Source organism: Saccharothrix coeruleofusca (genome assembly GCF_014648515.1).
GTDB classification, from domain to species: domain Bacteria; phylum Actinomycetota; class Actinomycetes; order Mycobacteriales; family Pseudonocardiaceae; genus Actinosynnema; species Actinosynnema coeruleofuscum.
On the sequence record NZ_BMRG01000007.1, the window covers coordinates 220,000 to 243,985 of the forward strand.

Below are 23,986 nucleotides of genomic sequence, written 5' to 3' on the forward strand. Positions count from 1 at the left end.
TCAGGCGGGTTCGGCGGCGGAGCGCCTGTCCTCCTCCGCCGCGCGGAATCCCGCGGGCGACAGGTAGCGCCAGGTCACGACCGCGGCGACCAGCTGCACCGCCGCACCCAGCACCCACACCGCCCGCAGGCCGAACCCGGCCCCCACCAGACCGCCCACCAGCGCGCCCAGCGGGGTCAGCCCCCAGGCCAGGGCGCGGTGGCTGGTCAGCACCCGTCCCAGCAGCCTGCCTGGGGTGAACCGCTGCCTGCTGGACTGCGAGCACACGTTCCACAGCATGATCACGGCCGACTGGAGCAGCAGCACCGCGCCGACGGCGGCGGGCCACGGCGGCAGCACCGCGACGAGCGCCGTCAGCAGCACCGTGCCGATCTGCGACACCCGCATCGACCAGGCGTAGCCCAGCCGCACCACCACCCGGTCCACGGCGAAGGACCCCGCCACCCAGCCCACCGCGACGCAGGTCATGAGCACGCCGTAGCCGACCGGCCCCAAGCCCAGCTCCTGCTCGCTGTAGAGCGCGAACATCGCCAGCCACGCCGACGAGGCGAACGACCCCAGCCCCACCGCGACCGTGATGGCCAGCAGCAGGCGCGTGCCGACCAGGTACTTCAGCCCCTCCGGGATGTCGCGCAGCGGGTGGCCGCGCGACGGCGTCACCGCCGCCGACGAGAGGCCGCGGGTCAGCAGCAGCGCCAGCACCGCCGCCGCGCAGGCCGCCCACGCCGACGCGCCCGCGCTCCAGGCGACCAGGAACCCCGCCACCGGCGGCACCACGAACCGGACCGCGCCCTGGTCGATCAGGATCAGCCGGGTGTTGGCCGCGGCCAGCCGGTCCGGGCCGACCACCTCGGGCAGCAGCGCGCCGGTGGTCCCGTCGCCGAGCACCTGGGCCGAGGTCACCACGAACGCGACGCCCAGCAGCAGCGGCAGGGTCAGCGCGCCCACCGCGTCGGTCACCGCCAGCGCCAGTGCCGCGCACGCCAGCACCGCGTAGGCCGCGCCGAGCACGGCCGTGCGCCGCACCCGGTCGATCAGCACCCCCGCGAACAGCGAGAACAGCAGCCAGGGCAGCTGCCCCACCACCTTCACCAGAGCCACCTGCTGAGGGTCCTTGGTGATCGACACCGCGATCAGGGGCAGCGCGGTCAGCAGCAGCCCCTCCCCCACCGACCCGGACACCACTACCGCCTGTAACCGCCCCCACGTCATGCCCCGACCCTGCCAGGTGCCTCGGACCGGCCCTCACAGGGGGCGAAGTACCGTAGTGGGCATGGGGGTCGTCGTCCTGTCCGAAGCCGAGTGGACCGCGCGCCGCGACGCGCACGCCGCCCGCGTGCGGGCGTGGACCGGGCCGCACCACGAGCGCAAGGCGGCCGGGATCAAGCACCCGGTCCTGGACTTCCTGTTCAGCTACTACTCGCACCGCCCGTCCCGGCTGGAGCGCTGGCACCCCGGTCCCGGTGTGCTGCTGGAGGGCGGGAAGGCCCGCGACTACCTGCGGTGGCCGGTCTACCGGGAGACCGCCGACGGCGTGGAACTGGACGTCGCGGCGTTCGCGCGGGAGCGGGCCAAGACGGTGGCCTTCGCGCACCGGCTGCTGACCGCCACCGCCTCCCGCGCGCCCCGGTTCGGCTGCTTCGGGCTGCACGAGTGGGCGATGGTCTACCGGCAGCGGCCCGACCAGGTGCGGCACCGGGCGTGGCCGCTGCGGCTGGGCAGCGCGGGCACCGACGCGGTGGTGGAGTCCCAGCGGGTGCAGTGCGGGCACTTCGACGCCTTCCGCTTCTTCACCCCGCAGGCCCGGCCGCTCAACGCGCTGCAGCCCACCCGCGAGACGCAGGTGGACCTGGAGCAGCCGGGCTGCCTGCACGCCTCCATGGACCTCTTCAAGTGGAGTTACAAGCTCGACCCGGCGACGCCGTCGGAGCTGGTGGCGGACTGCTTCGAGCTGGCGCTGCGGGTGCGCGAGCTGGACATGCGGGCCAGCCCCTACGACCTGGCGGAGCTGGGCTACCCGCCGGTGCCGATCGAGACCGCCGAGGGGCGGGCCGAGTACGTGCGGCGGCAGAGCGCGTTCGCCGAGCAGGCCGCGCCGCTGCGAGCTGCGCTGATCGGGTTGACGCGAACCCTTTTGGATGCGCCGGTCGCCGGGGTATAACTCAGCGTCACTTCACCCGGTCCGCAGACCTCGCCTGTTAGCGTGACGTCGGTCGGGATTCGCCAGCCGTAGTCGACGCCTGAGAGGGAAGACGATGTCTCGACACCGCGCGCTGCGGACGAAGGTGCGGCGCGGCATCGCCAAGTGGCCCGTCGCGGTGGTCTCCCTGGTGGTCCTGCTCGTGCTCGGCTGGTTGGGCTGGAGCTGGGTCGGCGGCGTCGTGGAGCGCCGCGCGGCGGCCCAGGCGGGCGACTGCGACCAGGGCGAGGCGCTGCTGCGCATCGACGCCGCGCCCAGCGTGGCCGAGGCGGTGCGCGAGGTCGCCGAGCGGTGGAGCGCCCAGCGCCCGGTCGTCTACGACCACTGCATCCGGGTGGAGGTGCAGTCCATCGACTCGGAGATGGTGCTGCAGGGCCTGACCCAGCAGTGGGACGAGGAGAAGTTCGGCGCCAAGCCGCACGCCTGGATCACCGACTCGATGCTGTGGGCCAACCGGCTCAGCGCGCAGAACCACGCGCTTATCGGCGCGGTGCCGGTGTCCATCGCGGCCAGCCCGGTGCTGCTGGCGCTGCCCGAGGAGGGCGCGCAGGCGCTGCAGGCCGGTTCCGGCTTCCGGTGGACCGACCTGCCCGCGATGGCGGGCGAGGGCTGGGCCCGCTTCGGCAAGCCGGAGTGGGGCGAGCTGAAGGTCGCCATGCCCGACCCGGCCGCGAACGCGGCCACCGCGATGGCGGTGCAGTCGGCGCTGGCGGGCGCGAGCCCGGACCGCCGGGGCCCGGTGACCACCGACATGCTGGCGCTGGACCCGGTGAAGAGCATCATGAGCGCGCTGGTGGCGGCCAAGCCCGAGCACACGCCCGCCAGCACCTGGGAGGCCATGGCGCTGATGGCGGACAAGCCGCAGGTCAACGCGGCGGGTTTCAGCGCCGTGCCGGTGTTCGAGGTGGACCTGTACCGGCACAACACCGGCAAGGACAACGGCGCCACGCCGCTGAACCCGCTGTACGGGGTGGCCGCGGGCGGGCCGACCCCGGTGGCGGACTTCCCGTTCACCGCACTGGCGGGCGACTGGGTCGACGAGGCCCAGCTGCGCGCCGCGCAGGCGTTCCGCGAGTTCCTCCAGAAGCCCTCGGAGCAGCAGGTGCTGGCCAGGGCGGGGTTGCGGGTGGAGGCGACCACCGAGCGGCCCAAGCCGTCGCCGGGCATCCGCTGGGCGAGCATGACCGAGCAGCTCGTCCCCGCCGACGCCAACACCACCCAGCAGATCAGCGCCGCGTGGGCCGCCGCGAGCGGCGGGCAGGTGGTGACCGTGCTGGTCGACTCGTCGGAGTCGATGGGGCGGCCGGGCGGCGGCGGGCGCAGCCGGGTGGAGTGGGTCAAGCAGGCGCTGACCGGGCAGGTGACCAGGTCGCTGTCCGGGTCGCTGGGGCTGTGGGACTTCTCCCGCGAGCTGGTGCCCACCGGGCCGGTGGGCACCAAGCGCCAGCAGCTGCTCGACGGCATCGGCGGACTGCGGCCGGGCGAGGCCACCCAGCTCTACGGCAGCCTGGCCGCGGTGTACGAGAAGGCGCTGGCGGGTCACCAGGACGGCAAGCGCAACCGGGTCGTCGTGGTCGTCGACGGCCCCAACGAGGGCGGCCTGACCCTCGCGCAGCTCAAGTCGCGGCTGGCGGAGCTGCGCGAACCCGGCAAGGACGTCGCCATCAGCTTCATCGCGCTGGGCCCGGACGCGCAGCGGGAGCCGCTGGCCGAGATCGCCGAGCTGACCGGCGGCACCGTCTCGGTGGCCGAGGACGGCCAAGCCGTGGACGCCGCCCTGGGCCAGCTCCTGTCCGACTGACGCGCGAACCGAGCGTCCGGACACCGCGAACCGAGCGTTCGGGTCCTCAGGTGGCGGGCCGCTGGACCGGGTCGAGCGCCTCCGGGTAGACCGCCGCCATCCCGCGCAGCGCCTGCACCACCCGTTCGCGCAGCTCGGGCGGTTCGACCACCTCGGCCTCCGGGCCCAGCCGCAGCAGGTCCGCCACGGCGTGCTCGACCGACTCGACCGGCACCCGCACCGTGGTCCAGCCGTCCGGCTCGGGCACGACGTCGGCCAGCGCGCGGGCGGCGACCAGGCTGAGCAGGTGCCGCGCGCATGGACCCAAGTCTCCACGAGCACCTGACACGCCCTGTCAGGTACGCCGGGCAGGGTGACCGGCGCGCTGGGCGACCGGTCGGGCGCCTTCGTGCTCCGGCACACCGGCGGCTACCGCGACGGCGTGGCCGAGCGGTCCTTCACCGTGGTCGCGTCGTCGGGCGGGCTGGCGGGGCTGCGCGGCCACGGCCGCATCAGGTGGGTGATGGGCGAGCCGGGGCACTACGAGTTCTGACCGGAGCGGGCCCACGCGCCGCGCGCGGCGCGTGGGCCCCAGGGGCTCAGCCGCCGTACGCCGAGACCGGCGGGCAGGAGCAGACCAGGTTGCGGTCGCCCTTGGCGCCGTCGATGCGGCGCACCGGCGGCCAGATCTTCGGCGCCGCCGCGCCCGCCGGGAACACCGCCACCTCGCGGCTGTACGGGTGGTCCCACTCCGCCGCCACGCACGCCGCGGTGTGCGGGGCGTTGCGCAGCGGGTTGTCGTCGGCGGGCCACTCGCCCGACCCGACCCGGTCGATCTCCCGCTTGATCGAGATCATCGCCTCGATGAACCGGTCGATCTCGGCCAGGTCCTCGCTCTCCGTGGGCTCCACCATCAGCGTGCCCGCCACCGGGAAGGACATGGTGGGCGCGTGCAGGCCGTAGTCGGCCAGGCGCTTGGCCACGTCGTCGGCGGTCACGCCGGTCGCCTTGGTGATCGGGCGCAGGTCCAGGATGCACTCGTGGGCCACGAAGCCGCCCTCGCCGGTGTAGAGCACCGGGTAGTGCTCGTCCAGCCTGCGCGCCACGTAGTTGGCCGCGGCGACGGCGGTCAGGGTGGCCCGGCGCAGCCCGTCCGCGCCCATCATCCGCACGTACGCCCAGGAGATCGGCAGGATCGACGCCGAGCCCCACGGCGCGGCGCTGATCGGGCCGACACCGGTGGCCGGGCCCGCCGCGGGCTGGAGCGGGTGGTTGGGCAGGAACGGCGCCAGGTGGGCGCGCACGCCGATCGGGCCGACGCCGGGACCGCCGCCGCCGTGCGGGATGCAGAAGGTCTTGTGCAGGTTCAGGTGCGACACGTCCGAGCCGAACTTGCCGTACTGCGCCAGGCCGATCAGCGCGTTGAGGTTCGCGCCGTCGACGTAGACCTGGCCGCCCGCGTCGTGCACCAGGCCGCAGACCTCGCGCACGGTGTCCTCGTACACGCCGTGCGTGGACGGGTAGGTCAGCATGATCGCGGCGAGGTCGTCGCGGTGCTCGGCCAGCACCACGCGCAGGTGGTCCAGGTCGATGTTGCCGCGCTGGTCGCACTTGACCACGACCACGCGCATCCCGGCCATCACCGCCGACGCGGCGTTGGTGCCGTGGGCGCTGGAGGGGATCAGGCACACGTCGCGGTCGGGCGAGCCCTGCGCGCGGTGGTAGGCGCGGATGGCCAGCAGGCCCGCGAACTCGCCCTGGCTGCCCGCGTTGGGCTGCAGCGACACCGCGTCGTAGCCGGTGACCTCGGCCAGCCACCGCTCCAGGTCGGCGACCACGGTGAGCAGGCCCTCGGCGTCCTCGGCGGGCGCGAACGGGTGCAGCTCGGCGAACTCCGGCCAGGTGATGGGCTCCATCTCGGCCGTGGCGTTGAGCTTCATGGTGCACGAGCCCAGCGGGATCATGCTGCGGTCCAGCGCCACGTCCTTGTCCGACAGCGCGCGCAGGTAGCGCAGCAGCGCGGTCTCCGAGCGGTGCGCGTGGAACACCGGGTGGGTCAGGTAGTCCGAGGTGCGGCGCAGGTCGGCGGGGATGCCGTCGGCGGTGTCGGCGTCCAGCGCGTCCACGTCCGGCACCTCGACGCCGAAGGCCCGCCACACCTTGGCCAGGTGCTCGCGGGTGGTGGTCTCGTCGCAGGCGATGGACACGGTGTCGTCGTCGACCCGCCACAGGTTGACGCCCAGTTCGCGGGCGGCGGCCACCACCTCGGCGGCGCGGCCGGGCACCACCGCCCGGACGGTGTCGAAGAACTCGCCGTGCGCGACCTCCACGCCGCCCTCGCACAGTCCGGCGGCCAGCACGGTGGCCATCCGGTGCGCCCTGGTCGCGATCGCGCGCAGCCCCTCCGGGCCGTGGTAGACCGCGTACATCGAGGCGATGACGGCCAGCAGCACCTGCGCGGTGCAGATGTTGCTGGTGGCCTTCTCGCGGCGGATGTGCTGCTCGCGGGTCTGCAGCGCCAGCCGGTAGGCGGTCGAGCCGTCGGCGTCGACCGAGACGCCGACCAGGCGGCCGGGCAGCTGCCGCTCCAGGCCCGAGCGCACGGCCATGTAGCCCGCGTGGGGACCGCCGAAGCCCATGGGCACGCCGAAGCGCTGGGTGGTGCCCACCACCACGTCCGCGCCGATCTCGCCGGGCGGGCGCAGCAGCGCCAGCGCCAGCAGGTCGGCGGCCACGACGGCCTGCGCGCCCGCCTTGTGGATCTCCTCGATCACGCCCGCGTGGTCGCGCACCACGCCGGAGGCGCCGGGGTAGGACAGCAGCACGCCGAAGAAGTCGCCGCCCAGGCCCAGGCCCTCGATGCCCTGCGACAGGTCGGCCACCACGACCTCGATGCCCAGCGGCTCGGCCCTGGTCTCGATCACCGCCAGGGTCTGCGGCAGGGTGTCGGCGTCGACCACGAACTTGTTCGACTTCGACCGGCCCGCGCGGCGGACCAGGGTCATCGCCTCGGCGGCGGCGGTGGACTCGTCCAGCATGGAGGCGTTGGCCACGGGCAGCCCGGTCAGGTCGCCGACCATGGTCTGGAAGTTCAGCAGGGCCTCCAGCCGCCCCTGCGAGATCTCCGGCTGGTAGGGGGTGTAGGCGGTGTACCAGGCCGGGTTCTCCAGCACGTTGCGGCGGATCACCGCCGGGGTGGTGGTGCCGTAGTAGCCAAGGCCGATCATCTGGGTCATCGGGCGGTTGCGCGCGGCCAGTGCGCGCAGCTCGGCCAGCGCCTGGGTCTCGGTGGCCGGGGCGGGCAGGTCCAGCACCAGGTCGCGCTCGCGGATCGACTCCGGCACCGCGTGCTGGGCCAGCTCCTCCAGCGAGCCGACGCCGATGACGTCGAGGATGCGCGCCAGCTCGGCGGGCCGCGGGCCGACGTGCCGGTCGGCGAAGGGGGTGCCGTGTTCGAGCGCGGCGAGGGGGATGCGGTCCTGCGTCATGGGTGCGCCTCCGGCGTCGGGCTACGGGCGTGCTGCTGCCGTGCCCTCCCCCTCTGTCTTCCGCCCGGACGGGCGCCTGAGAGCTTCACCCGGCGGAACCGGGCTTGCACCGTCGGCGGGGTCGGCGGACCGACCCGCTTTCCAGAGGCGTCTCACCCGCGCGGTCCTTGCGCCTGAGAGGTTCCGGGGAGGATTTGCTCCTTCGGCGCCGAGACTGGCTCGGACTCTCCCGCACGGGATAAAGCGACTGCGCGTGGAGCGTACCCTCCGGAACCGGTTCCGAACCCCGGAGCGCGACGTGGATCTCAGCGCGAAAATCCCGGCGCGGGAATCCCTGCGCGGGTTCAGCCGGTGGCGCGGGTGCGCCTGCGCCGCGACAGCTCGTCCTCCGCCGCGCTGTCGACCTCGACGCCGTCGGCCCGCTCGGCGGGGAACTCGTGGATGGTGCCGCTGATCTCGCGCATCGCACCGCTGACCGCGATGCCGAACACGCCCTGGCCGCCCTGGAGCAGGTCCACCACCTCCTCCGGCGAGGTGCACTCGTAGACGGTGGTGCCATCGCTGAACAGCGTGATCCTGGCCAGGTCCTGGACCCCGCGCCTGCGCAGGTGGTCCACTGCGACCCGGATGTTCTGCAGCGAGACCCCGGTGTCCAGCAGGCGCTTGACCACCTTGAGCACCAGGATGTCCTTGAACGAGTACAGCCGCTGGCTCCCCGAGCCGTGCGCGCTCCTTATCGTCGGGTTCACCAGGCCGGTCCGCGCCCAGTAGTCGAGCTGGCGGTAGGTGATGCCTGCGATCTGGCACGCGGCGGGCCCCCGGTAGCCGACGAGCTCGTCCGGCAGCGAGGAGTCCGGGAACAGCTCACCCTGTTCGCCGAATCCGGCCCGGATGGGCGCTTCCTCGACCACGCCTGCCTCCCCTCGGTCCGACCACGACGGCCGGTGCCCCTCGTGAAGCCGCCGCGATGCGGAATCACACCGTGGCGATTCACCTGGGTCCGACGGTAAGACTGGCCGGGGGGCAGGTCAACGCGACGCGCGGGACGCACCGAAGCTCAACCTCAGGTTGAGGTTGAGCCAGTCGGTCGTTGTAAGCCATTCGAGCGACGTTTAGTGAGCGTTTAGTCGCTCAGCGCTGATGTCGCGCAGTGCGCGGGCGTGGCGCACGGGTGACACGACAACCTGATCCACAACGCACCGCAACACGGACGAGGGGCCGCCCACCGGGTCGAGCCCGGCGGACGGCCCCTCGCGTCCGTCTCCGATCAGGTGTCCGCGCCGCGGAAGTCCTCGGGCGAGACCGAGTCGAGGAACTCGCGGAACTTCTCCACCTCGTCCTCCTGCTCGTCCGGGATGATCAGGCCCGCCTCCGCCAGCACGGACTCCTCGGCGTGGATCGGCACGCCGATCCGCAGCGCGAGCGCCACGGAGTCGCTGGGCCGGGCGGAGACGCGCACGTCCCCGTCGAAGACCAGCTCGGCGAAGTAGGTGCCCTCCTGCAGGTCGGTGATCCGGACCTGCTCCAGCTGGCGGCCCAGCGCGCCGATCACGTCCTTGAGCAGGTCGTGGGTCAGCGGACGGGCCGGGCGGACACCCTGCTGCTCCAACGCGATGGCCGTCGCTTCGACCGAACCGATCCAGATCGGCAGGTAGCGCTCGCCCTCGGTTTCGCGCAGCAGCAGGATCGGGTGGTTCGCGGGCAGTTCCACCCGCACTCCGACGACGCGCATCTCGCTCATCGGGTATCGCCTCCCTCAGCGCGCTGAAACCCTGGCGTCCCCGTGTTCCACGAGGATTCCCCAAATGCCCTACCGACGCTACCCGCCAAGCGGGCTCTGTGCGCAATCGCCGACGATCCTCGTCCCGAAAAACCGGGTGTTCACCTCGGCGCAACCCGGCCCGCGGCGATGTCGCGCAGCCCGGACCGCACCAGCAGCGTGTGCAGGGTCACCGACAGCGCGGCCAGCTCGCGCGCGGTCTCCTCGGCGCGGGCCCCGGCGGCGCGCTGCCGGTACAGCGGGGCCAGCACCTGCTCCAGCAGCTCCAGCTCCCGGTCCGCGGCGGCGCGGAAGTAGCGCAGGTGGCGCGGCTCCACGCCGTGGACCGCCATGGCGTGCGCGGTGCGCGCCACGGCCACCGCGTCGGCGTCGTAGCGGCCGGAGGCGTCGGGCACCAGCAGGCCCGCCTGCTCCAGCTCGACCAGCAGGGCGCGGTCCACGCCCGCCTGGGCCAGCACGTCCTCGCGGGTCAGCCCTCGGGCGGGAGCGCCCGCGAAGTGGTCGGCGACGGGCACCCCGTCCACCGCGCCGCCCGCCGGGCGCGCCGCCCCGCTGCCGCGATCGGCGGCGTCGAGGTGCTCCTTGATGACCTTCAGCGGCAGGTAGCGGTCGCGCTGCGCGGACAGCACGTACCGCAGCCGCTCGACGTCGGCGGGCGTGAACTGCCGGTACCCCGACGCGGTGCGGGCCGGGCGGACCAACCCCTCCGATTCCAGGAACCGGATCTTGGAGATCGTGACGTCGGGGAAGTCGGATCGCAGCTGCGCCAGCACCGCCCCGATGCTCAACCCCCCGCGTTGTGGCCGCCCGGCCGCTGTCACCGGGACCCCATCGCTCAGGCCCCCTGGCCCCCGGCGCCCGGACCGGTCAGGAACACGAGGCGGAACTTGCCGATCTGCACCTCGTCGCCGTTGGCCAGCACCGCCTGGTCGACCGGCTCGCGGTTGACGTAGGTGCCGTTGAGGCTGCCCACGTCGATCACCACGAACTCGCCGCCCTCGCGGCGGAACTCGGCGTGCCTGCGCGAGACCGTCACGTCGTCGAGGAAGATGTCGCTGTCCGGGTGCCGACCCGCGCTGGTCGTGTCGCGGTCGAGCAGGAAGCGGGACCCCGCGTTCGGGCCGCGCTTGACCACCAGCAGCGCCGACCCGGCGGGCAGCGCGTCGACACCGGCGACCGCCGGCTCCTGGGCGGGCGCGTCGGCGCCCTCGACCTCGGCGAGGAAGTCCGCCCGGAAAACGGAGGTCCGCTCCGGGGACTGCTCGGGCGGGACGCCTGGCCCGTCGTTCGTGCTCACCTGAGCTCTCCTCCTGCTGCTGGAACCGTCGAGACCACTAGAACCTATCGTGCCTGAACCGGCGTCTGAGGAGCGGCTCCCCCACCGACCGAAGAGCCGCCGGAAGATCGACGTCACCCCTGCGTCACCAGCTCCTGGTACGCGGCCGCGTCGAGCAGGTCGTCCACCGCCGCCGGGTCGGTCAGCCTCAGCTCCACCATCCAGCCCTCGCCGTAGGGGTCGGTGTTGACCAGCTCCGGCTGCTGGTCCAGCGCGTCGTTGCGGGCCACCACCTCGCCCGCCAGCGGCGCGTAGATGTCCGAGACGCTCTTGGTCGACTCCACCTCGCCGAGCGTCTGCCCGGCGCCCACCTGCTCGCCGAGCTCCGGGAGCTGGACGAACACGACGTCGCCGAGCTGCTCCTGAGCGTAGTCGGTGATGCCCACGCGCACGGTGCTGTCACCGGTGCGCAGGACCCACTCATGTTCCTCGGTGTACTTGAGCTCCTCGGGAATCACCGCGGCGCGCTCCTTCATGACGGTGGATCTTCGCCACCGGATCTTCCCACGTCCCGCTCACGCGGCCACCACCCCCGGCCGCCGTCGGGACGCGAGCACGAATTGGTAGACGTACAGGGCGCCCGACCACAGGTACAGGCCGACGCCCCAGACCATGAAGCCGTAGGCGATCGGCCGGGCGACCTGCGCGGCGGTCGAGGAGCCCTGGGCCAGCAGCAGCATGGGGAAGGCGTAGAGCAGGTTGAACGTCGCCGCCTTGCCCAGGTAGTGCACCTCGAACGGCCCGTAGCCCAGCCGCCGCAGCACCGGCAGGCAGGCCCCGACCACCAGCTCGCGGCCCACCAGCACCAGCGCCACCCACAGCGGCACGATGTCGCGGGCGACGAAGGCGATCAGGGTGGCCAGGATGTAGAGCCGGTCGGCGGCCGGGTCCAGCAGCACGCCGAGCCTGCTCGTCTGGTCCAGCCAGCGGGCGATCTTGCCGTCCAGCCAGTCCGACAGGCCCGCCGCCACCAGCACGACCAGCGCCCACCCGTCGGCGTGCGGGCCGAGCAGGAGGTAGAGGAACAGCGGCACGCCGAGCAGCCGCACCACGCTGAGCGCGTTCGGGATGGTGAGCAGCCGGTCGGCGGGGTCATGCGGCACGGGGCAAATGCTAAGGCCAGGACGGGCGGCACGGCCCCCGCCGCTGCCGCGCGACGCGGCCGTGCCGCCACCTGTTCAGCCGGTGGTGGGGAGAGACCACCCGAACGTGTGGTTGGACGGGGTCCGCAGGCCACGGGCTCGTCGGGCCCCGGAGCACCCCCGTCCCCGGACGCGCGGTTCGCGCGCTCGGACTCGCGGAACCGCGGCGTTCCGGCGTCGGATCGTGCTCGGACGTTCACCAACTCGTGCCCGAAGGCGCGGCTCCGGCTGCGGACCGGAGGGTCAGCGGGTGCGGCTCCACCCGCGGCGCTGGAGGTCGGCGGCGGAGAGGACCTGGGGGCGGCCGCGGTCGTCCACGCCGACCCAGCGGGCCCGGAAGCCCTCCAGGACGTAGGCGTGGCCCTTGCTCCAGACCACGCTGCACGGAGCGGTGGGCAGCGTTCCCGCGCCGGGGCGGGGCCCCCGGTGCTGCGCGGTCTCTGCGCCGGTCTCCGTCTTGGTGCTCATGTTCTCCATCCTCCACTGGGGGTGTCGCGCACGACCCTCGTGGCGTTATCCCGCCGGTCGAATTCTGCGCGACTGTGTCCGGGGACACCCTCCCGAGAGGACGGCGGCTCGCCCGCCGGGCCGGTTCGGTCGCCGAAGGGCCACCGGAGCGCCGGGAGGGGGCAGGCGACCGGTCGGGGCCGGAACCGCTCACCGCGCGTGGTGCGCCGCACACCGCGCCCCCGTCTACACCGGAGCCGATCACCCCGCTACCGGCGCGCTTGTGGTAGGGGCGCGTGCTCCGTACGGTAGTGGCGCAGCGGTTGAGCCAACAGCCGCGCCGGGGAGTTCCGGTAGGCGGGGCCGCGCACGGCCGCACGCTGCACAGTTCACGTTCGGCCCGGTCCACCGCGCCAGGGCTCCCCACCCCAGCAACAGCAGCTGAAGAGGAGAGCTTTGTGACGGTTCGCGATCCTGACGTCGTGGCCTCGAACACAGCCGGGCAGCCGGTCGTCCAGTCCGGCGGGCCGGGCGAGCAGATCGGCATCGGCGTCGAGCGGGTGGGTGCGGACGTCACCGTCGTGGCCGTGACCGGTGAGATCGACATGCTCACCGCTCCCCGCCTGCGCACCGAGGTCAAGGAGCAGCTGAGCACCAGCCGCGCCGTCGTGCTCGACCTGTCCGGGGTGAGCTTCCTGGGCTCGGCGGGCCTGGCCGTGCTGGTGGAGGCGTCGCAGCAGAGCGAGCGCGGCGGAGCCGACTTCCACGTCGTCGCCGTGGCGCGCGCGGTCACCCGGCCGCTGGCGGCGACCGGGCTGAGCGGGGTGTTCAACGTTCACCCGACGGTGGCCGCGGCCGTGGAGGCCGCGGGCCGGGGCTAGCGTGCGACACCAGGTCCACGACCTGGTCCACGCCCGCCGCGACCAGGGCCCGGTGCGCGGCCCCGCCCTCCGGGGCCCGCACCACCACCCGCACCCCCGCCGAGGCAGCCGCGTCGGCCAGCGCGCGCAGGCTGCGCACCAGGCCCTCGTTGCTCTCCCCCAGCTCGCGCAGGTCGACCACCACGGGCACCGCGCCGCCGCGCGCCGCGGTCAGCACCGCGCGGCGCACCGCCGGTCCGGCGCGCAGGGGCACGTCCCCGCGCACCACCACCTCGACCCACCCGTCGCACTGGCGCACCAGCACGTCCTCGCGGGGCCCGATGGACAGCAGCGTCCCGCCCCCCAGGTGCCGGGGGGCCAGCACGAGGGTCACGGTGGTCCCGGTGGGCGACCTGTCGACGACCACCTCGTCGACGCTCTCGCGCATCAGCAGCAGCCCCCGGCCGCGGGAGGACAGCGCGACCGGCGGCACCCGCCAGCGGCCGCGGTCGGCCACCACCACCCGCACGCGCCCGTCCGGTGTGGCGTCCGCCTCAACCCGCACGGTCCCCCGCTCGTCGGGCGGGTAGGCGTGCTCCACGGCATTGCTGATCGCCTCGTTCACAGCGAGCAGCAGGTCGTAGCGGTCGTCCTCGCCGACGCCCGCCATGGCAAGCCAACCACCCAGGTCGGAGCGGATCGCGGCCAGCCGTCGGGCGTCAGCCGGGAACTCCACGCCCCAGTGGTGGTCGGCGAGTTGATCGGTCAACAGGTGCCTCCCGTGGTGCACCAGTCAGACTTCCCAGGCGACGCGGTGGTTACACGTGTGAGTCACGATCAATCCGGGTACCGCTAGCGTCGTGCACGTCGAGACGAGGAACGGACGATGAGGTGAGCGTGTCGCACACGGAGCCGCACAGCGGTGAGTCGGAGAACGCCCTGGCCGGGGTGGAGCTGCGGATGGCCGCCGATCCCACCCAGCTGTCGATCGTGCGCGCGGTGGCCGCCGACATCGCGATGCGCCAGGACTTCGACCTGGATTCGATCGAGGACCTGAAGTTGGCGGTGGACGAGGCCTGCTCCACGCTCATCTCGCTGGCCGCGAAGGGCGCGGTGCTCAGCGCCCGGTTCGTCGTGGTCGACGGGGCGGTGCAGGTGGCCACCACGGTGGGCACGGAGCGCTCGGCGCCGCCGGACCGGGACAGCTTCGGCTGGCGGGTGCTCAGCGCGCTGGTCGACTCGGTGACCACCTGGGTCGCCCCGGTGGCGGGCGAGGAGGCTTACGAGGTGCACATCGACCTGGTCAAGCGGTCCTCGGGGATGGTGGATGCGTGACGACGGCGGACGGGGGCACGACGCGGTCGGCGACGACGGGTTCGCAGGGGGACTACGACCACCTGGCCCCGCTGTTCGTCCGGCTCGCCGCGACGCCTGCGGACGACCCGGAACGGGTTCGGCTGCGCGATGAGCTGGTCACCGAGCACCTGCCGGTGGCCAAGCACATCGCCCGCCGGTTCGGCCACCGCGGCGAGCCGCACGACGACCTGGTGCAGGTGGCCACGGTCGGGCTGATCAACGCGGTGGACCGGTTCGACCCGGAGCGGGGCAGCGACTTCCTGTCCTTCGCGGTGCCCACGATCATGGGCGAGGTCCGCAAGTACTTCCGGGACTCCAGCTGGTCGGTGCGGATGCCGCGGCGGCTCAAGGAGCTGCACCTGGCCATCAACGCGGGTTCGGCGCGGCTGTCGCAGGAGCTGGGCCGCGCGCCCACGCCCAGCGAGCTGGCGCAGCACCTGGGGCTGAGCCGGGAGGAGGTCCACGAGGGGCTGGCGGCGGGCAACGCCTACCACAGCGCGTCGCTGGACGACCTGCTGGTGGCCGACGACAGCTCGATCTCGCTGGGCAGCACGCTGGGCGAGGAGGACCCGGAGCTGGAGGCGATCGAGCAGCGCGAGGCGCTGCACCCGCTGCTGGAGAAGCTGCCGGAGCGGGAGCGCAAGATCGTGGTGATGCGGTTCTTCGGCAACATGACGCAGACCCAGATCGCGCAGAAGGTGGGCATCTCGCAGATGCACGTGTCGCGGCTGCTGGCCAAGACGCTGCGGCAGCTGCGCGAGGGCTTGGAGCAGTAGGCCGGGCGCGAGCGGACAGCGCGAGGAGAACAGCGAAAAGGGGCCTTCCTCCACCGGGGAAGGCCCCTTTTCCGCGTCTTCTCCGCGTCGACGCTCTCAGGCGGCCCGAACGCGGCGGCGGGACGCGGCGATGATGCGACGCCGCTCGTCCTCACCCATGCCGCCCCACACGCCGTAGGGCTCCTGCACGGCCAGGGCGTGCTCGCGGCACTGCATCAGGACCGGGCAGCGCGCGCACAGCTCCTTCGCGCGGTTCTCGCGCGACGCCCGCGCCGAGCCTCGTTCGTTGTCCGGGTGGAAGAAGACCGCGCTGTCGCGGCCGCGGCACAAACCTTCCTTCTGCCAGTCCCAGACTTCGGTCACGGGCTTGGGCAGGCGGGCGGTGCTGGTCATCGGGTGGACCCCCTACTCCGGGCTGTCATTCGTGATCACGGCGTACCCGGTCACCCCTGGGGGGCAAACGTGGTGCGCACCATTGAGTTATGTGCTAGCGGTCCAGGTCGAGCTTGGGCGCGACCTGGCTGGAGAAGAACTCGAAGAACTCCTCCTGGCGCGGACCGATCTGCTGCAGGTAGATCTCGTCGAACCCCGCTTCGGCGTACTCGCGCACGGCCTGGGCGTAGCGGTCCGGGTCCGGGCCGACCGGCAGCGCCTCGGCGACCGCGTCCCTGGTCACCAGCGAGGCGGCCTGCTGGAAGTGCTGGGGCGTGGGCAGCACCTGCGCCAGCTCACCGGGCAGGTAGTCGTTGGGCCACAGCCGGAAGGCGGTGTCGACGCCCTCGTCGTCGGTGGGGGCGTAGCAGACCTTGAAGCCGGCCTGGGTGGGCTTGCCCTGCCCGCCCGCCTCGCGGAAGCGGCGCACCAGGTCGGCGTCGGGCATGGTGCTGCACAGGCCGTCGCCGATCCGGCCCGCGACCTCCGCGGCCTTGGGGCCGAAGGCGGAGACGTAGATCGGCACCGGCTGCTCGGGCCTGGTGTAGATGCGGGCGTTCTCCACGCGGTAGTGCCTGCCGCGGTGGTCGACGACCTTGCCGCGGTGCAGTTCGCGGATCAGCTCGACGGCCTCCTCCAGCATCTCCAGCCGCTCCGGGGCGGAAGGCCAGCGGTCGCCGAAGATGTGCTCGTTGAGCGCTTCGCCCGAACCGACGCCGAGCACGAACCGGCCTTCGGTCTGCACCGCCGCGGTGGCCGCGGCCTGGGCGATGACCGCCGGGTGGATGCGCAGCGTGGGGCAGGTCACCGCGGTGGTGATGGGCAGGGTGGTGGCCTCGGACAGCGCGCCGATCACCGACCAGACGAACGGGCTCTGGCCCTGCTCGTCGTTCCACGGGTGGAAGTGGTCGGAGATCCACAGCCGCTGGAAGCCCGCCTCCTGCGCCCATCGGGCCTGCTGCACGAGCTCGCGCGGGCCGTGCTCCTCACAGGAGAGGAAGTAGCCGATGCTCACCATGGGCCCCGGTTACCCCTGGATCGGCGGCTCAACCACGTGGTTCCAGGTCCATTCAGGACTCCCCCCGCCGTGGCGCGTCCCGCCACATCGGCCGCAGCCGGGGGCCGCCCCACGGCAGCGCGATCTCCTCCCCGAGCGGGCGGAAGCCGTGGCGCGCGTACAGCCGGGCGGCGCGCGGGGTGCTGGCCTCCAAGTACACCGGCCGCCGCTCCCCGGTCAGCCGGTGGCGCAGGATCGCGCTGCCCACCCCCCGGCCGCGAGCGGCGGGCAGGACCGCCATCGAGGCCAGGTAGAGGTGCGGGACAGCGGGGTGGCGTTCGGCGGTCAGGGCCAGCACCGCGGCCATGCGGGGCGACAGGGCCTGCTCGGCGGGCTGGTGCGGCGCGTCCCCGCCGGAGTCGACCCAGGTGGAGACCCCCTCGATCCCGTCCGGTCCTTCGGCGACGACGACCCCGCCCCCGCGCAGCGGGTCGTCGAGCGAGGCGAGCAGCGCGGGGAAGGGCACCGCGTCACCCTGGAACACCCAACCGGTGACCGCTTCGTCGACGCAGGCTTCGGCGTACGCCCTGGCGACGCGGTCGGCTTCGGCGGGGGTCGCGGTTCTGATCGTGGTTCGCACGAGTCCGATACTCCGGCGGGAGGACCCCTGAACTGGGTATTTTCGTCACGGAATCGGATGTGCGGGAACGGGGGACTCGCGTGCGGTGCGCCCAGTGCGGTGCCGAGATCGTCCGCTCGGCTCGCGGACGGCCTCGGCGGTACTGCGGGCGGGCCTGCCAGGCCAGGGCCTACCGGGCCCGCCGGGACGGCACCCGCCGGGCCCGCCCGGTCGAGCGGGGCCCGCGAGTTCCCCTGGAGCGCCCCGCCCTGGTGCGGGCGGCGGTCGAGCTCGCCGACGCCGAAGGGCTCGACGCCGTGTCGATGCGGGCGCTGGCCGCGCGCGTGGACGCGGCGGCCACGGCGCTGTACCGGCACGTGTCGGGCAAGGACGACCTCGTCACCGCGATGGTGGAGCTCGTGCTGGCCGAGTACCAGCCGTCCCCGGCCGCGGGCTGGCGGGCGCTGGTGGAGCACGAAGCGCGCCAGGAGTGGGCGCTCTACCAGCGGCACCCGTGGGTGCTGGGCGTGCTGGCCAGCACCCGCCCGCCGCTGGGCCGCCCGGTGCTCGCCGCGGTCGACCGGTTCCTGGCCGCGCTGCCCGGTCTGCCCGCCCGCACCGCGATGTCGGTGTACCTGCTGGTGAGCGGGTACGTGCAGGGAATGGCCGCCACCGCGGTCGGCGGGGCCGAGGCCGCCCGCGAGAGCGGGGTCGGTGATCGGCAGTGGTGGGCGGCGCAGCGGGGCAAGCTGGCGGGAGCCCTCGGATCGGGGTGGTACCCGTGGTTGGCCGAGCTGGCCGACGACCCGGTGGACCTGCGGGCGTGGTTCGACTTCGGCCTGCAGCGCGTGCTCGACGGGATCGGCGTGTTCCTGTCGACCGGGTCGCCCGCCCTGGGACCGACTGCTCAGTAGACCGGCAGCAGCATCCGGCCGCCCAGCACCAGTGCTCCTACCGCCACCGCCGCGAACAGCAGCACCCACACCAGGCCCGGCACGCGGGTGATGCGGGCCAGCTGGTCGGCGTCGGACTGCCGCGCCCGCCCGCGCATCCGCCTGCTCTGCAGCTCCCCCACCGGGCGCACCCCGCCCAGCAGCAGGAACCAGGTGACGAACAGCGCGAAGGCGGACTGCACCTCGGCCGTGGCGTACCAGGACACCAGGAACATCACCGCGCCGGTGAGCACGACCGACAGCACGCCGAAGGCGTTGCGGATCATCACCAGCATCCCGGCCAGCAGCACCACCGTGGCCCACAGCAGCGGGCGGGCCAGCTCCGCGGTCACCAGCGCGGCGGCGGCCAGGCCCAGCAGCGACGGGGTGACGTAGCCCGCGAAGTACATGACCACCACGGCCGGGCCGGTGGGCCTGCCCCGTGAGACGGTCACCCCGGAGGTGTCGGCGTTGAGCTTGATGCCCTCCAGCCTGCGCCCGGTCAGCAGTGCGACCAGCGCGTGCCCCGCTTCGTGGGCGATGGTGATGACGTGCCTGCTGATCCGCCACAGTCCGGGGCTGGCCACCAGCACCAGCGCCAGCGCGGCGGGCGCCCACTTCGCGATCGTCGACATCGCCGTCCAGGATGCCAGGCTTGACCTGGAGCGCGCTCCAGCACCCAGGATGGGCCGCCATGAGGACCAAGTACGTCGGGGGTGTCGAGGTCAGCGCCCTGTGCCTGGGGACGCTGCCGTTCGGCAAGTACGTCGACCAGGCAACCTCGTTCGCCATCCTGGACCGGTTCGCCGAGGCCGGGGGCACGTTCCTGGACACCGCGAACAACTACGTGTTCTGGGACGGCGGCACGGGCGACGAGAGCGAGGAGACCGTCGGCCGGTGGATGGCCGCTCGCGGCAACCGGGACTCGCTGGTCGTGGCGACCAAGGTGGGGGCGCGGCCGAGGACTCCGGGCACCGGGCTGGACAACGCCGAGGGGTTGGCCGGGGACACCATCCGCGCGGCGGCGGAGGGCAGCCTGAAGCGGCTGGGCACCGACCGGATCGACGTGTACTACAGCCACGTCGAGGACCGGGGCGTGCCGCTGGAGGACACGCTCGGCGGGTTCGCGTCGCTGGTGGAAGCCGGGGCGGTGCGCGAGATCGCGTGCAGCAACCACGCGACGTGGCGCATCGCCCAGGCCCACGCCGTGTCGCGGGCCAACGGGTGGCCCCGGTACGCGGCGGTGCAGATGCGGCACAGCTACCTGCGGCCCCGGCCGGGCGCGCGACTGCCGGAGGCCGGTCACGCGCTGATGACCGAGGAGCTGTTCGACTACGCGGCGGCGGACGGCGACCTGGCGCTGGTCTCCTACGGGTCGCTGCTGTTCGGCGGCTACGCGGGCAAGCCGCTGCCGGAGGCGTACGACCACCCCGGCACGACCGGGCGGCTGGCGGTGCTGCGCGAGGTGGCCGCCGAGTCGGGGGCGACGCCGAACCAGGTGGTGCTGGCGTGGCTGCTGGGCAAGGGGGTGATCCCGGTGGTCGGGGTCAGCTCGGTGGCCCAGGTGGAGGAAGCCGTCGGCGGCGTGGCGCTGGAGCTGGACGACGAGCAGGTGGCGCGGCTGGACGAGCCCTCCTGACGCGGACGCGGCGGCGCCGGTGAGCTCTCGGGCTCACCGGCGCCGCCGCGGGTTCCGCTGTGAGGTCTGCCTCGGGTTCCGCTGTGGGGTCTAGCGCGCGTGCCGCGCCCTGGACGCGGCGTCCTCCGCGTGGCGGGTCTGGTCCTGGAGGTCTCCGCGGACACCGCCGTGCACGTCGTGCGCGTCGTGCCGGGTGTCGATCGGGCGGGTCGTGACCGTCGGGTCCATCGACTCCACCCTGGGCTCGGGCACGGGGTGCCCGTGCTCGTCGCGGATGCTCTCCTCGCGCACCGGCTCCGGCGCCCGGTGGTGGTCGTAGACCTCGGGCTCGTCCACGACGACCTTGCGCCGCGCCGGGAGGACCGCGGTCAGCAGACCCGCCGCGGTCAGGCCCAGGTGCAGCCAGTTGTCGTTGGCGTTGATCGCCAGCGGGTTGCCCAGTCGCTCGACCGGGTTGACCGAGACCAGGCCGACCAGCATCAGGCCCCACACCAGCACCGCGCCGTAGGCCAGGAACACCAGCCAGCCGTACAGCCGGGACAGCCCCGACCTGGTGGCCATCAGCAGGCCCAGCACGCCGAAGGCCAGGTGCACCACGTTGTGCAGCGGGTTCACCGCGAAGCCGAACAGCATCGCGTGCTGCTCACCCGCGAAGTCGCCGAACCCGGTGCGCAGGAAGCCCAGCACGCCGACGACGAGGAACACCAGGCCGAGCAGGCCTGCCAGCACTTGGGCTGGCTGCACGCCCGCGACCTTGACACGACCGTGGGTCGAGTGGGACATCACGCCCTCCCAAGAGGACTCGAGAGCCCTCCTTCCGGGCTCCGGACGCCCCCCGGCTACCCCTGTGGTCTGCCGCACAAACGCACCGTGACGGGAGCGGGCGCACGGACCCGCTCCCGCCCCAACCGGACAGGAGTGCACCCACTCGTGCCGAGCCCCGCCGTGCCGGGGCTCCGTCCCGACCCACCCCATGAAGGCCGGGACACCTGTTCGGAGAAATCGTCCGGAATTATCCCGACGAATCGCTCCGCAAAGATTTCCCAATAGCCGTGAACACCACTCCTCCGCAGCCGGACGCGACGCCCGACCGCAGGTCAGAGCGACGCGATGAGGTCGTTCACGCGGCGCGTGGCGGCACCGGTCCACTCGTCGAACTGCTCGCTGCGCACGAGTTCACCCCTTTCCGCGTCGACTTCGACTATCCCCTCGCGGACAACCGGAGTCAAAGCATTAACCGGCCGTGACCGCCGGTGGGGGCGCTTTCCGCCAGATCAGCGAATAGCGCCAGAACAGGTGCCTGCGCAGCCGCGCGCCGGGCACGACGCGATCCGCTTCGGCCCCGATCTCGCGCAGCGTCAGGGCGGGGCGCAGGACCGGGGCGTCGCCGCGCGGGTCGTCGCGCACCAGGCGCGCGACCAGGTTCAGCGGCACGGAGGCGAGGCTGAACGCCCAGTCCGCGGCGGAGCGCTCCCTGGCCACCCCGAGAACCGCCAGCACGCCGCCGGGGGCGAGCACGTCCCGCAGCCGCGCGAGAGCGGGCCCCAGCGGCATGTGGTGGATCGAGGCGATGGCCGAGACGTAGTCGTAGGGGCCGCCCAGGTCGTCCACCATCGCGTCGGCCCGCCGGAAGTCCACGCCCGCCGCGGTGACCTCGGTCGCCCGGTCCACGGCGGTCACCCGCAGCCCGCGCGCGGCCAGCTCGCGCGCGAACGCGCCGTCCCCGCAGCCCACGTCCAGCGCGGTGGCCGCCCCCGGCGGCACCTGGCGCAGCAGGAACCGGTGGTGGTGCCGGTTGTGGTCGAAGTGCTTCAGCACGCCATTGACCTCCAGTTAACTGGAGATCTTACGGTCGCGACCACCGACGACCGAGGGGGAGCACCATGCGCGCCATCCGACAGCACGAGTTCGGCCCCGCCGAGACCCTGCGCCTGGCGGAGGTGGACGACCCGGAACCCGGTCCGGGGCAGGTCCGCGTCGCCGTCTCCGTCGCCGGGGTGCACCTGCTGGACGCCCACCTCCGCGCGGGCCAGGCGGGCCCGCTGCCGCTGCCGCCGCTGCCGACGACCCCTGGCCGCGAGGTGGCCGGGGTGGTCGCCGCGCTGGGCGCGGGCGTGGACCCGAGCTGGCTGGGCAAGCGCGTCACCGCGCACCTCGGGCAGCGCTCCGGCGGCTACGCGGAGCTGGCCGTCGCGGACGCCACCGCGCTGCACGCGCTGCCCGACCACGTCTCCGACGACCAGGCGGTGGCCATGATCGGCACCGGCCGCACCGCGGTGGGCGTGCTGCGGGTGGCCCGGCTGACCGCGGCCGACGTGGTGCTGGTGACCTCCGCCGCGGGCGGCATGGGCAGCCTGTTCGTGCAGGAGGCGCACGCGCTGGGCGCGACCGTCGTCGGCGCCGCGAGCGCGGGCAAGCTCGACCTGGTGCGCGGGCTGGGGGCGGACCACGTGGTGGACTACACCGCGCCGGACTGGGCCGAGCGGGTGCGCGCCGAGGTCGGCGAGGTGACCGCCGTGCTCGACGGCGTGGGCGGCGCGGCCGGGCGCGCGGCGCTGGAGCTGCTGGGCGTGGGCGGGCGGATCGTGCTGTTCGGCTGGTCGGCGGGCACGCCGACGAGGATCGAGACGCCCGACCTGTACGCGCGCGGGCTCACCGCCACCGTCGCGCTGGGGCCGCGCCTGTTCCAGGGCACCAGCCTGCGCGAGCTGGAGAGCCGCGCGCTGCACGCGCTGGCCAGCGGGCGGCTCTCGCCCGTGGTCAGCTCCGCCTTCCCGCTGGCCGAGGCCGCCGCGGCGCACCGCGCGCTGGAGAGCCGGGACACCGTCGGCAAGGTCGTGCTCAAGCCGTGAGACGACGCGCCCCCGCCCGTGCTCCGGGCGGGGGCGCGTCTCCCCCTCGGTGGGTCAGACCGGCACCGTGACGATCTGCTCGCCCTCGAAGTTGCGCACCTCGACGGCGGCGACGTCCTCGGGCGCGACCAGTGCCGAGCCGTCGAGGTTGGTGCCGTCCTTCTCACCCTGCGCGGAGACCAGCCAGCTACCGGCCTCCTGCCTGCTGCCGTCCTTGGACACGACGATCAGCTTGCACTTCTCGTTCGCCGCGATCCCGGCCACCGAGGCGTTCACCCGCACCCAGCCCGCGGCCGGTCTGACCTGCACGGTCATCCGCGCCCCGGTCGCCGGGTCGGTCGCCGTGCCGAGCTTGGTGCCCGCGGGCGGCGCGGGCGCGGTCGACGCGGCCTGGCCGCCGCCGTCGGGCGCGGTGCCCCGGCCGACCGCGAACCCGCCGCCCAGCACCACGGCGGCCACCGCCGCCGCGGCCAGGCCGACCCCGACCCGCCTGCGCCGGACCTGGCCGCCGCGCTCGGCGCGCACCTGCCGCAGCGTGCGCTGCAGCAGCAGGTCGCCGTCCTCGGGCGGACCGTCCAGCAGCGCCTCCGGGGGCACCTCCCCCAGCGCCTCTTCCATCGCCCGCAGCTCGGCCAGCTCGTCGTGGCACCGCGGGCAGGTCGCCAAGTGCTCCTCCACCGCGCGGGCCTCCCGCTCGTCCAACACGCCCAGCACGTACGCGCCGAGCAGCTGCGCATCGTGGTTGGTGGTCATCCGGCCACCCCCTTCAGTGCGACCTGCTGTCCGCCGAAGGTCTCCCGCAGTGCTCTGAGCGCGTAGTGCGATCTCGATTTCACCGTTCCCGGCGGGACTCCGAGCGCCTCCGCGGCCTCGGTCACGCTGCGCCCCCTGAAGTAGATCTCCATCAGCACGTCGCGGTGATCGGAGGAGAGCCGGTCCAGCGCTTCGAGCACCACCACCGAGTCCACCACGGAATCCGCGTGGTCGCGCTGCACCGGCGGCGTGGCCGGGGACTCGGCGACCTCCCTGGGCCGTGCCGCCTTGGCCCTGATCCGGTCGGTGACCAGGTTGCGGGTCACCGTGAGCAGCCACCCGCGCACCGAGCCCTTGCCGTTGACCAGCGCCTCCGGGTGCCGCCACGCGCGGACGAGGGTTTCCTGGACGACGTCTTCGGCAGCCGCCCGATCACCGGTCAGCCGCGTCGCGTAGGCCAGCAGTGCCCGACCGTGTTCCTCGTAGAGGGATCGGATCAGTGCCTCGTCGGCCGCGGTCTCCCGTTTGCGGGACCACAAAGCCGCCATCCACCCACTCCTCTCGACAGCTGGTGACAGCGGACACGGACGCGGGGCG

28 protein-coding genes and 1 riboswitch are annotated in these 23,986 nt (G+C 73.5%); of the genes, 9 read left to right on the forward strand and 19 right to left on the reverse strand.

The window, feature by feature from the left end:
* A complete protein-coding gene (locus IEZ00_RS19940) occupies window positions 1–1,212 on the reverse strand; it encodes an MFS transporter (protein ID WP_189224787.1) in 1,212 nt (403 codons plus the stop codon).
* Between the two features lie 61 nt (window positions 1,213–1,273).
* Between IEZ00_RS19940 and IEZ00_RS19945 the strand changes: the two genes are divergently transcribed.
* Complete coding sequence (locus IEZ00_RS19945) at window positions 1,274–2,161, forward strand: 3-methyladenine DNA glycosylase (RefSeq protein ID WP_189224788.1); 888 nt, start codon at window positions 1,274–1,276, stop codon at window positions 2,159–2,161.
* A 94-nt stretch (window positions 2,162–2,255) separates the two neighbouring features.
* Entirely contained in the window at window positions 2,256–4,001 is a 1,746-nt protein-coding gene (locus IEZ00_RS19950) for a substrate-binding domain-containing protein (RefSeq protein WP_189224789.1), read from the forward strand.
* A 46-nt stretch (window positions 4,002–4,047) separates the two neighbouring features.
* On the opposite strand, the gene IEZ00_RS19955 is transcribed toward IEZ00_RS19950, so the two are convergent.
* Window positions 4,048–4,308, reverse strand: coding sequence for a WYL domain-containing protein (locus IEZ00_RS19955; RefSeq protein WP_229795912.1), 261 nt, complete (start codon window positions 4,306–4,308; stop codon window positions 4,048–4,050).
* 45 nt (window positions 4,309–4,353) lie between these two features.
* On the opposite strand from IEZ00_RS19955, the gene IEZ00_RS19960 reads away from it, so the two are divergent.
* Window positions 4,354–4,533: a DUF3224 domain-containing protein gene (locus IEZ00_RS19960; RefSeq protein WP_189224791.1), complete on the forward strand. Its 180-nt coding sequence runs from the start codon at window positions 4,354–4,356 to the stop codon at window positions 4,531–4,533.
* A gap of 46 nt (window positions 4,534–4,579) precedes the next feature.
* On the opposite strand, the gene gcvP is transcribed toward IEZ00_RS19960, so the two are convergent.
* From gcvP to IEZ00_RS20000, 8 genes are all read right to left on the reverse strand, one after another.
* On the reverse strand, window positions 4,580–7,468 hold the full coding sequence (gene gcvP / locus IEZ00_RS19965) for an aminomethyl-transferring glycine dehydrogenase (RefSeq protein ID WP_189224792.1): 2,889 nt from the start codon (window positions 7,466–7,468) through the stop codon (window positions 4,580–4,582).
* Between the two features lie 151 nt (window positions 7,469–7,619).
* A riboswitch (glycine riboswitch) is annotated at window positions 7,620–7,710 on the reverse strand.
* A 102-nt stretch (window positions 7,711–7,812) separates the two neighbouring features.
* Window positions 7,813–8,379 carry a MerR family transcriptional regulator gene (locus IEZ00_RS19970; protein ID WP_189224793.1) on the reverse strand — a complete coding sequence of 189 codons (567 nt, stop codon included), beginning with the start codon at window positions 8,377–8,379 and terminating at the stop codon, window positions 7,813–7,815.
* A gap of 356 nt (window positions 8,380–8,735) precedes the next feature.
* Window positions 8,736–9,209, reverse strand: a complete 474-nt coding sequence (locus tag IEZ00_RS19975) for a bifunctional nuclease family protein (RefSeq protein ID WP_189224794.1) — start codon at window positions 9,207–9,209, stop codon at window positions 8,736–8,738.
* Window positions 9,210–9,349: 140 nt separating this feature from the next.
* Entirely contained in the window at window positions 9,350–10,069 is a 720-nt protein-coding gene (gene ftsR, locus IEZ00_RS19980; RefSeq protein ID WP_189224795.1) for a transcriptional regulator FtsR, read from the reverse strand.
* Window positions 10,070–10,083: 14 nt separating this feature from the next.
* Window positions 10,084–10,545 (reverse strand): glycogen accumulation regulator GarA, encoded by a 462-nt coding sequence (garA, locus tag IEZ00_RS19985; protein ID WP_189224796.1) that lies wholly within the window; start codon window positions 10,543–10,545, stop codon window positions 10,084–10,086.
* Between the two features lie 113 nt (window positions 10,546–10,658).
* Window positions 10,659–11,060 (reverse strand): glycine cleavage system protein GcvH, encoded by a 402-nt coding sequence (gcvH, locus tag IEZ00_RS19990; protein ID WP_189224797.1) that lies wholly within the window; start codon window positions 11,058–11,060, stop codon window positions 10,659–10,661.
* Window positions 11,061–11,099: 39 nt separating this feature from the next.
* The gene (gene clsA, locus IEZ00_RS19995) at window positions 11,100–11,696 is read right to left on the reverse strand and encodes a cardiolipin synthase ClsA (protein WP_189224886.1); all 597 of its coding nucleotides are present in this window, start codon (window positions 11,694–11,696) and stop codon (window positions 11,100–11,102) included.
* 273 nt (window positions 11,697–11,969) lie between these two features.
* Complete coding sequence (locus tag IEZ00_RS20000; protein ID WP_189224798.1) at window positions 11,970–12,194, reverse strand: hypothetical protein; 225 nt, start codon at window positions 12,192–12,194, stop codon at window positions 11,970–11,972.
* 461 nt (window positions 12,195–12,655) lie between these two features.
* Here IEZ00_RS20000 and IEZ00_RS20005 point away from each other — a divergent pair, with 461 nt between their 5' ends.
* Window positions 12,656–13,054, forward strand: coding sequence for an STAS domain-containing protein (locus IEZ00_RS20005; RefSeq protein WP_229795913.1), 399 nt, complete (start codon window positions 12,656–12,658; stop codon window positions 13,052–13,054).
* On the opposite strand, the gene IEZ00_RS20010 is transcribed toward IEZ00_RS20005, so the two are convergent.
* Window positions 13,002–13,802 (reverse strand): ATP-binding protein, encoded by an 801-nt coding sequence (locus IEZ00_RS20010; protein ID WP_189224800.1) that lies wholly within the window; start codon window positions 13,800–13,802, stop codon window positions 13,002–13,004. The two genes, IEZ00_RS20005 and IEZ00_RS20010, sit on opposite strands and share 53 nt — an antisense overlap.
* 128 nt (window positions 13,803–13,930) lie before the next feature.
* Between IEZ00_RS20010 and IEZ00_RS20015 the strand changes: the two genes are divergently transcribed.
* The gene (locus IEZ00_RS20015) at window positions 13,931–14,368 is read left to right on the forward strand and encodes an ATP-binding protein (protein ID WP_229795914.1); all 438 of its coding nucleotides are present in this window, start codon (window positions 13,931–13,933) and stop codon (window positions 14,366–14,368) included.
* Window positions 14,365–15,165, forward strand: a complete 801-nt coding sequence (locus IEZ00_RS20020; protein WP_189224802.1) for a SigB/SigF/SigG family RNA polymerase sigma factor — start codon at window positions 14,365–14,367, stop codon at window positions 15,163–15,165. The genes IEZ00_RS20015 and IEZ00_RS20020 overlap by 4 nt, the downstream gene beginning before the upstream one ends.
* Window positions 15,166–15,261: 96 nt before the next feature.
* On the opposite strand, the gene IEZ00_RS20025 is transcribed toward IEZ00_RS20020, so the two are convergent.
* The 3 genes from IEZ00_RS20025 to IEZ00_RS20035 all read right to left on the reverse strand — a co-directional run bounded on the left by IEZ00_RS20025 (window position 15,262) and on the right by IEZ00_RS20035 (window position 17,234).
* On the reverse strand, window positions 15,262–15,558 hold the full coding sequence (locus tag IEZ00_RS20025; protein WP_189224803.1) for a WhiB family transcriptional regulator: 297 nt from the start codon (window positions 15,556–15,558) through the stop codon (window positions 15,262–15,264).
* Between the two features lie 94 nt (window positions 15,559–15,652).
* The gene (locus tag IEZ00_RS20030; protein WP_189224804.1) at window positions 15,653–16,615 is read right to left on the reverse strand and encodes a TIGR03557 family F420-dependent LLM class oxidoreductase; all 963 of its coding nucleotides are present in this window, start codon (window positions 16,613–16,615) and stop codon (window positions 15,653–15,655) included.
* A gap of 52 nt (window positions 16,616–16,667) precedes the next feature.
* A complete protein-coding gene (locus tag IEZ00_RS20035) occupies window positions 16,668–17,234 on the reverse strand; it encodes a GNAT family N-acetyltransferase (protein WP_189224805.1) in 567 nt (188 codons plus the stop codon).
* Between the two features lie 80 nt (window positions 17,235–17,314).
* On the opposite strand from IEZ00_RS20035, the gene IEZ00_RS20040 reads away from it, so the two are divergent.
* Window positions 17,315–18,127 (forward strand): TetR/AcrR family transcriptional regulator, encoded by an 813-nt coding sequence (locus IEZ00_RS20040; RefSeq protein ID WP_229795915.1) that lies wholly within the window; start codon window positions 17,315–17,317, stop codon window positions 18,125–18,127.
* On the opposite strand, the gene IEZ00_RS20045 is transcribed toward IEZ00_RS20040, so the two are convergent.
* Entirely contained in the window at window positions 18,121–18,780 is a 660-nt protein-coding gene (locus IEZ00_RS20045; protein ID WP_189224806.1) for a M50 family metallopeptidase, read from the reverse strand. The two genes, IEZ00_RS20040 and IEZ00_RS20045, sit on opposite strands and share 7 nt — an antisense overlap.
* Before the next feature lie 59 nt (window positions 18,781–18,839).
* Between IEZ00_RS20045 and IEZ00_RS20050 the strand changes: the two genes are divergently transcribed.
* Window positions 18,840–19,784, forward strand: coding sequence for an aldo/keto reductase (locus tag IEZ00_RS20050; RefSeq protein ID WP_189224807.1), 945 nt, complete (start codon window positions 18,840–18,842; stop codon window positions 19,782–19,784).
* 90 nt (window positions 19,785–19,874) lie between these two features.
* Here the strand turns inward: IEZ00_RS20050 and IEZ00_RS20055 are convergent, their stop codons facing one another.
* Both IEZ00_RS20055 and IEZ00_RS20060 read right to left on the reverse strand, forming a co-directional pair.
* Entirely contained in the window at window positions 19,875–20,567 is a 693-nt protein-coding gene (locus tag IEZ00_RS20055; RefSeq protein ID WP_189224808.1) for a DUF4383 domain-containing protein, read from the reverse strand.
* A gap of 450 nt (window positions 20,568–21,017) precedes the next feature.
* Complete coding sequence (locus IEZ00_RS20060) at window positions 21,018–21,602, reverse strand: class I SAM-dependent methyltransferase (protein ID WP_229795916.1); 585 nt, start codon at window positions 21,600–21,602, stop codon at window positions 21,018–21,020.
* Between the two features lie 65 nt (window positions 21,603–21,667).
* On the opposite strand from IEZ00_RS20060, the gene IEZ00_RS20065 reads away from it, so the two are divergent.
* Window positions 21,668–22,636: a zinc-binding dehydrogenase gene (locus IEZ00_RS20065; protein ID WP_189224809.1), complete on the forward strand. Its 969-nt coding sequence runs from the start codon at window positions 21,668–21,670 to the stop codon at window positions 22,634–22,636.
* A 54-nt stretch (window positions 22,637–22,690) separates the two neighbouring features.
* On the opposite strand, the gene IEZ00_RS20070 is transcribed toward IEZ00_RS20065, so the two are convergent.
* Together IEZ00_RS20070 and IEZ00_RS20075 are read right to left on the reverse strand one after the other, a co-directional pair.
* Window positions 22,691–23,389 carry an anti-sigma factor family protein gene (locus tag IEZ00_RS20070; protein WP_189224810.1) on the reverse strand — a complete coding sequence of 233 codons (699 nt, stop codon included), beginning with the start codon at window positions 23,387–23,389 and terminating at the stop codon, window positions 22,691–22,693.
* Window positions 23,386–23,937, reverse strand: coding sequence for a sigma-70 family RNA polymerase sigma factor (locus tag IEZ00_RS20075; protein WP_189224811.1), 552 nt, complete (start codon window positions 23,935–23,937; stop codon window positions 23,386–23,388). Before IEZ00_RS20075 ends, IEZ00_RS20070 begins: the two co-directional genes overlap by 4 nt.
* Window positions 23,938–23,986 lie beyond the last annotated feature (49 nt).

What these genes read in the sequence shown, in the direction of transcription:
- IEZ00_RS19940 (WP_189224787.1), bottom strand. Translation starts at nt 1,212, where the DNA reads ATGACGTGGGGGCGGTTACAGGCGGTAGTGGTGTCCGGGTCGGTGGGG.
- IEZ00_RS19945 (WP_189224788.1), top strand. Translation starts at nt 1,274, where the DNA reads ATGGGGGTCGTCGTCCTGTCCGAAGCCGAGTGGACCGCGCGCCGCGAC.
- IEZ00_RS19950 (WP_189224789.1), top strand. Translation starts at nt 2,256, where the DNA reads ATGTCTCGACACCGCGCGCTGCGGACGAAGGTGCGGCGCGGCATCGCC.
- gcvP (WP_189224792.1), bottom strand. Translation starts at nt 7,468, where the DNA reads ATGACGCAGGACCGCATCCCCCTCGCCGCGCTCGAACACGGCACCCCC.
- IEZ00_RS19975 (WP_189224794.1), bottom strand. Translation starts at nt 9,209, where the DNA reads ATGAGCGAGATGCGCGTCGTCGGAGTGCGGGTGGAACTGCCCGCGAAC.
- gcvH (WP_189224797.1), bottom strand. Translation starts at nt 11,060, where the DNA reads ATGAAGGAGCGCGCCGCGGTGATTCCCGAGGAGCTCAAGTACACCGAG.
- IEZ00_RS20000 (WP_189224798.1), bottom strand. Translation starts at nt 12,194, where the DNA reads ATGAGCACCAAGACGGAGACCGGCGCAGAGACCGCGCAGCACCGGGGG.
- IEZ00_RS20025 (WP_189224803.1), bottom strand. Translation starts at nt 15,558, where the DNA reads ATGACCAGCACCGCCCGCCTGCCCAAGCCCGTGACCGAAGTCTGGGAC.
- IEZ00_RS20030 (WP_189224804.1), bottom strand. Translation starts at nt 16,615, where the DNA reads ATGGTGAGCATCGGCTACTTCCTCTCCTGTGAGGAGCACGGCCCGCGC.
- IEZ00_RS20045 (WP_189224806.1), bottom strand. Translation starts at nt 18,780, where the DNA reads ATGTCGACGATCGCGAAGTGGGCGCCCGCCGCGCTGGCGCTGGTGCTG.
- IEZ00_RS20050 (WP_189224807.1), top strand. Translation starts at nt 18,840, where the DNA reads ATGAGGACCAAGTACGTCGGGGGTGTCGAGGTCAGCGCCCTGTGCCTG.
- IEZ00_RS20055 (WP_189224808.1), bottom strand. Translation starts at nt 20,567, where the DNA reads ATGTCCCACTCGACCCACGGTCGTGTCAAGGTCGCGGGCGTGCAGCCA.
- IEZ00_RS20065 (WP_189224809.1), top strand. Translation starts at nt 21,668, where the DNA reads ATGCGCGCCATCCGACAGCACGAGTTCGGCCCCGCCGAGACCCTGCGC.
- IEZ00_RS20070 (WP_189224810.1), bottom strand. Translation starts at nt 23,389, where the DNA reads ATGACCACCAACCACGATGCGCAGCTGCTCGGCGCGTACGTGCTGGGC.
- IEZ00_RS20075 (WP_189224811.1), bottom strand. Translation starts at nt 23,937, where the DNA reads ATGGCGGCTTTGTGGTCCCGCAAACGGGAGACCGCGGCCGACGAGGCA.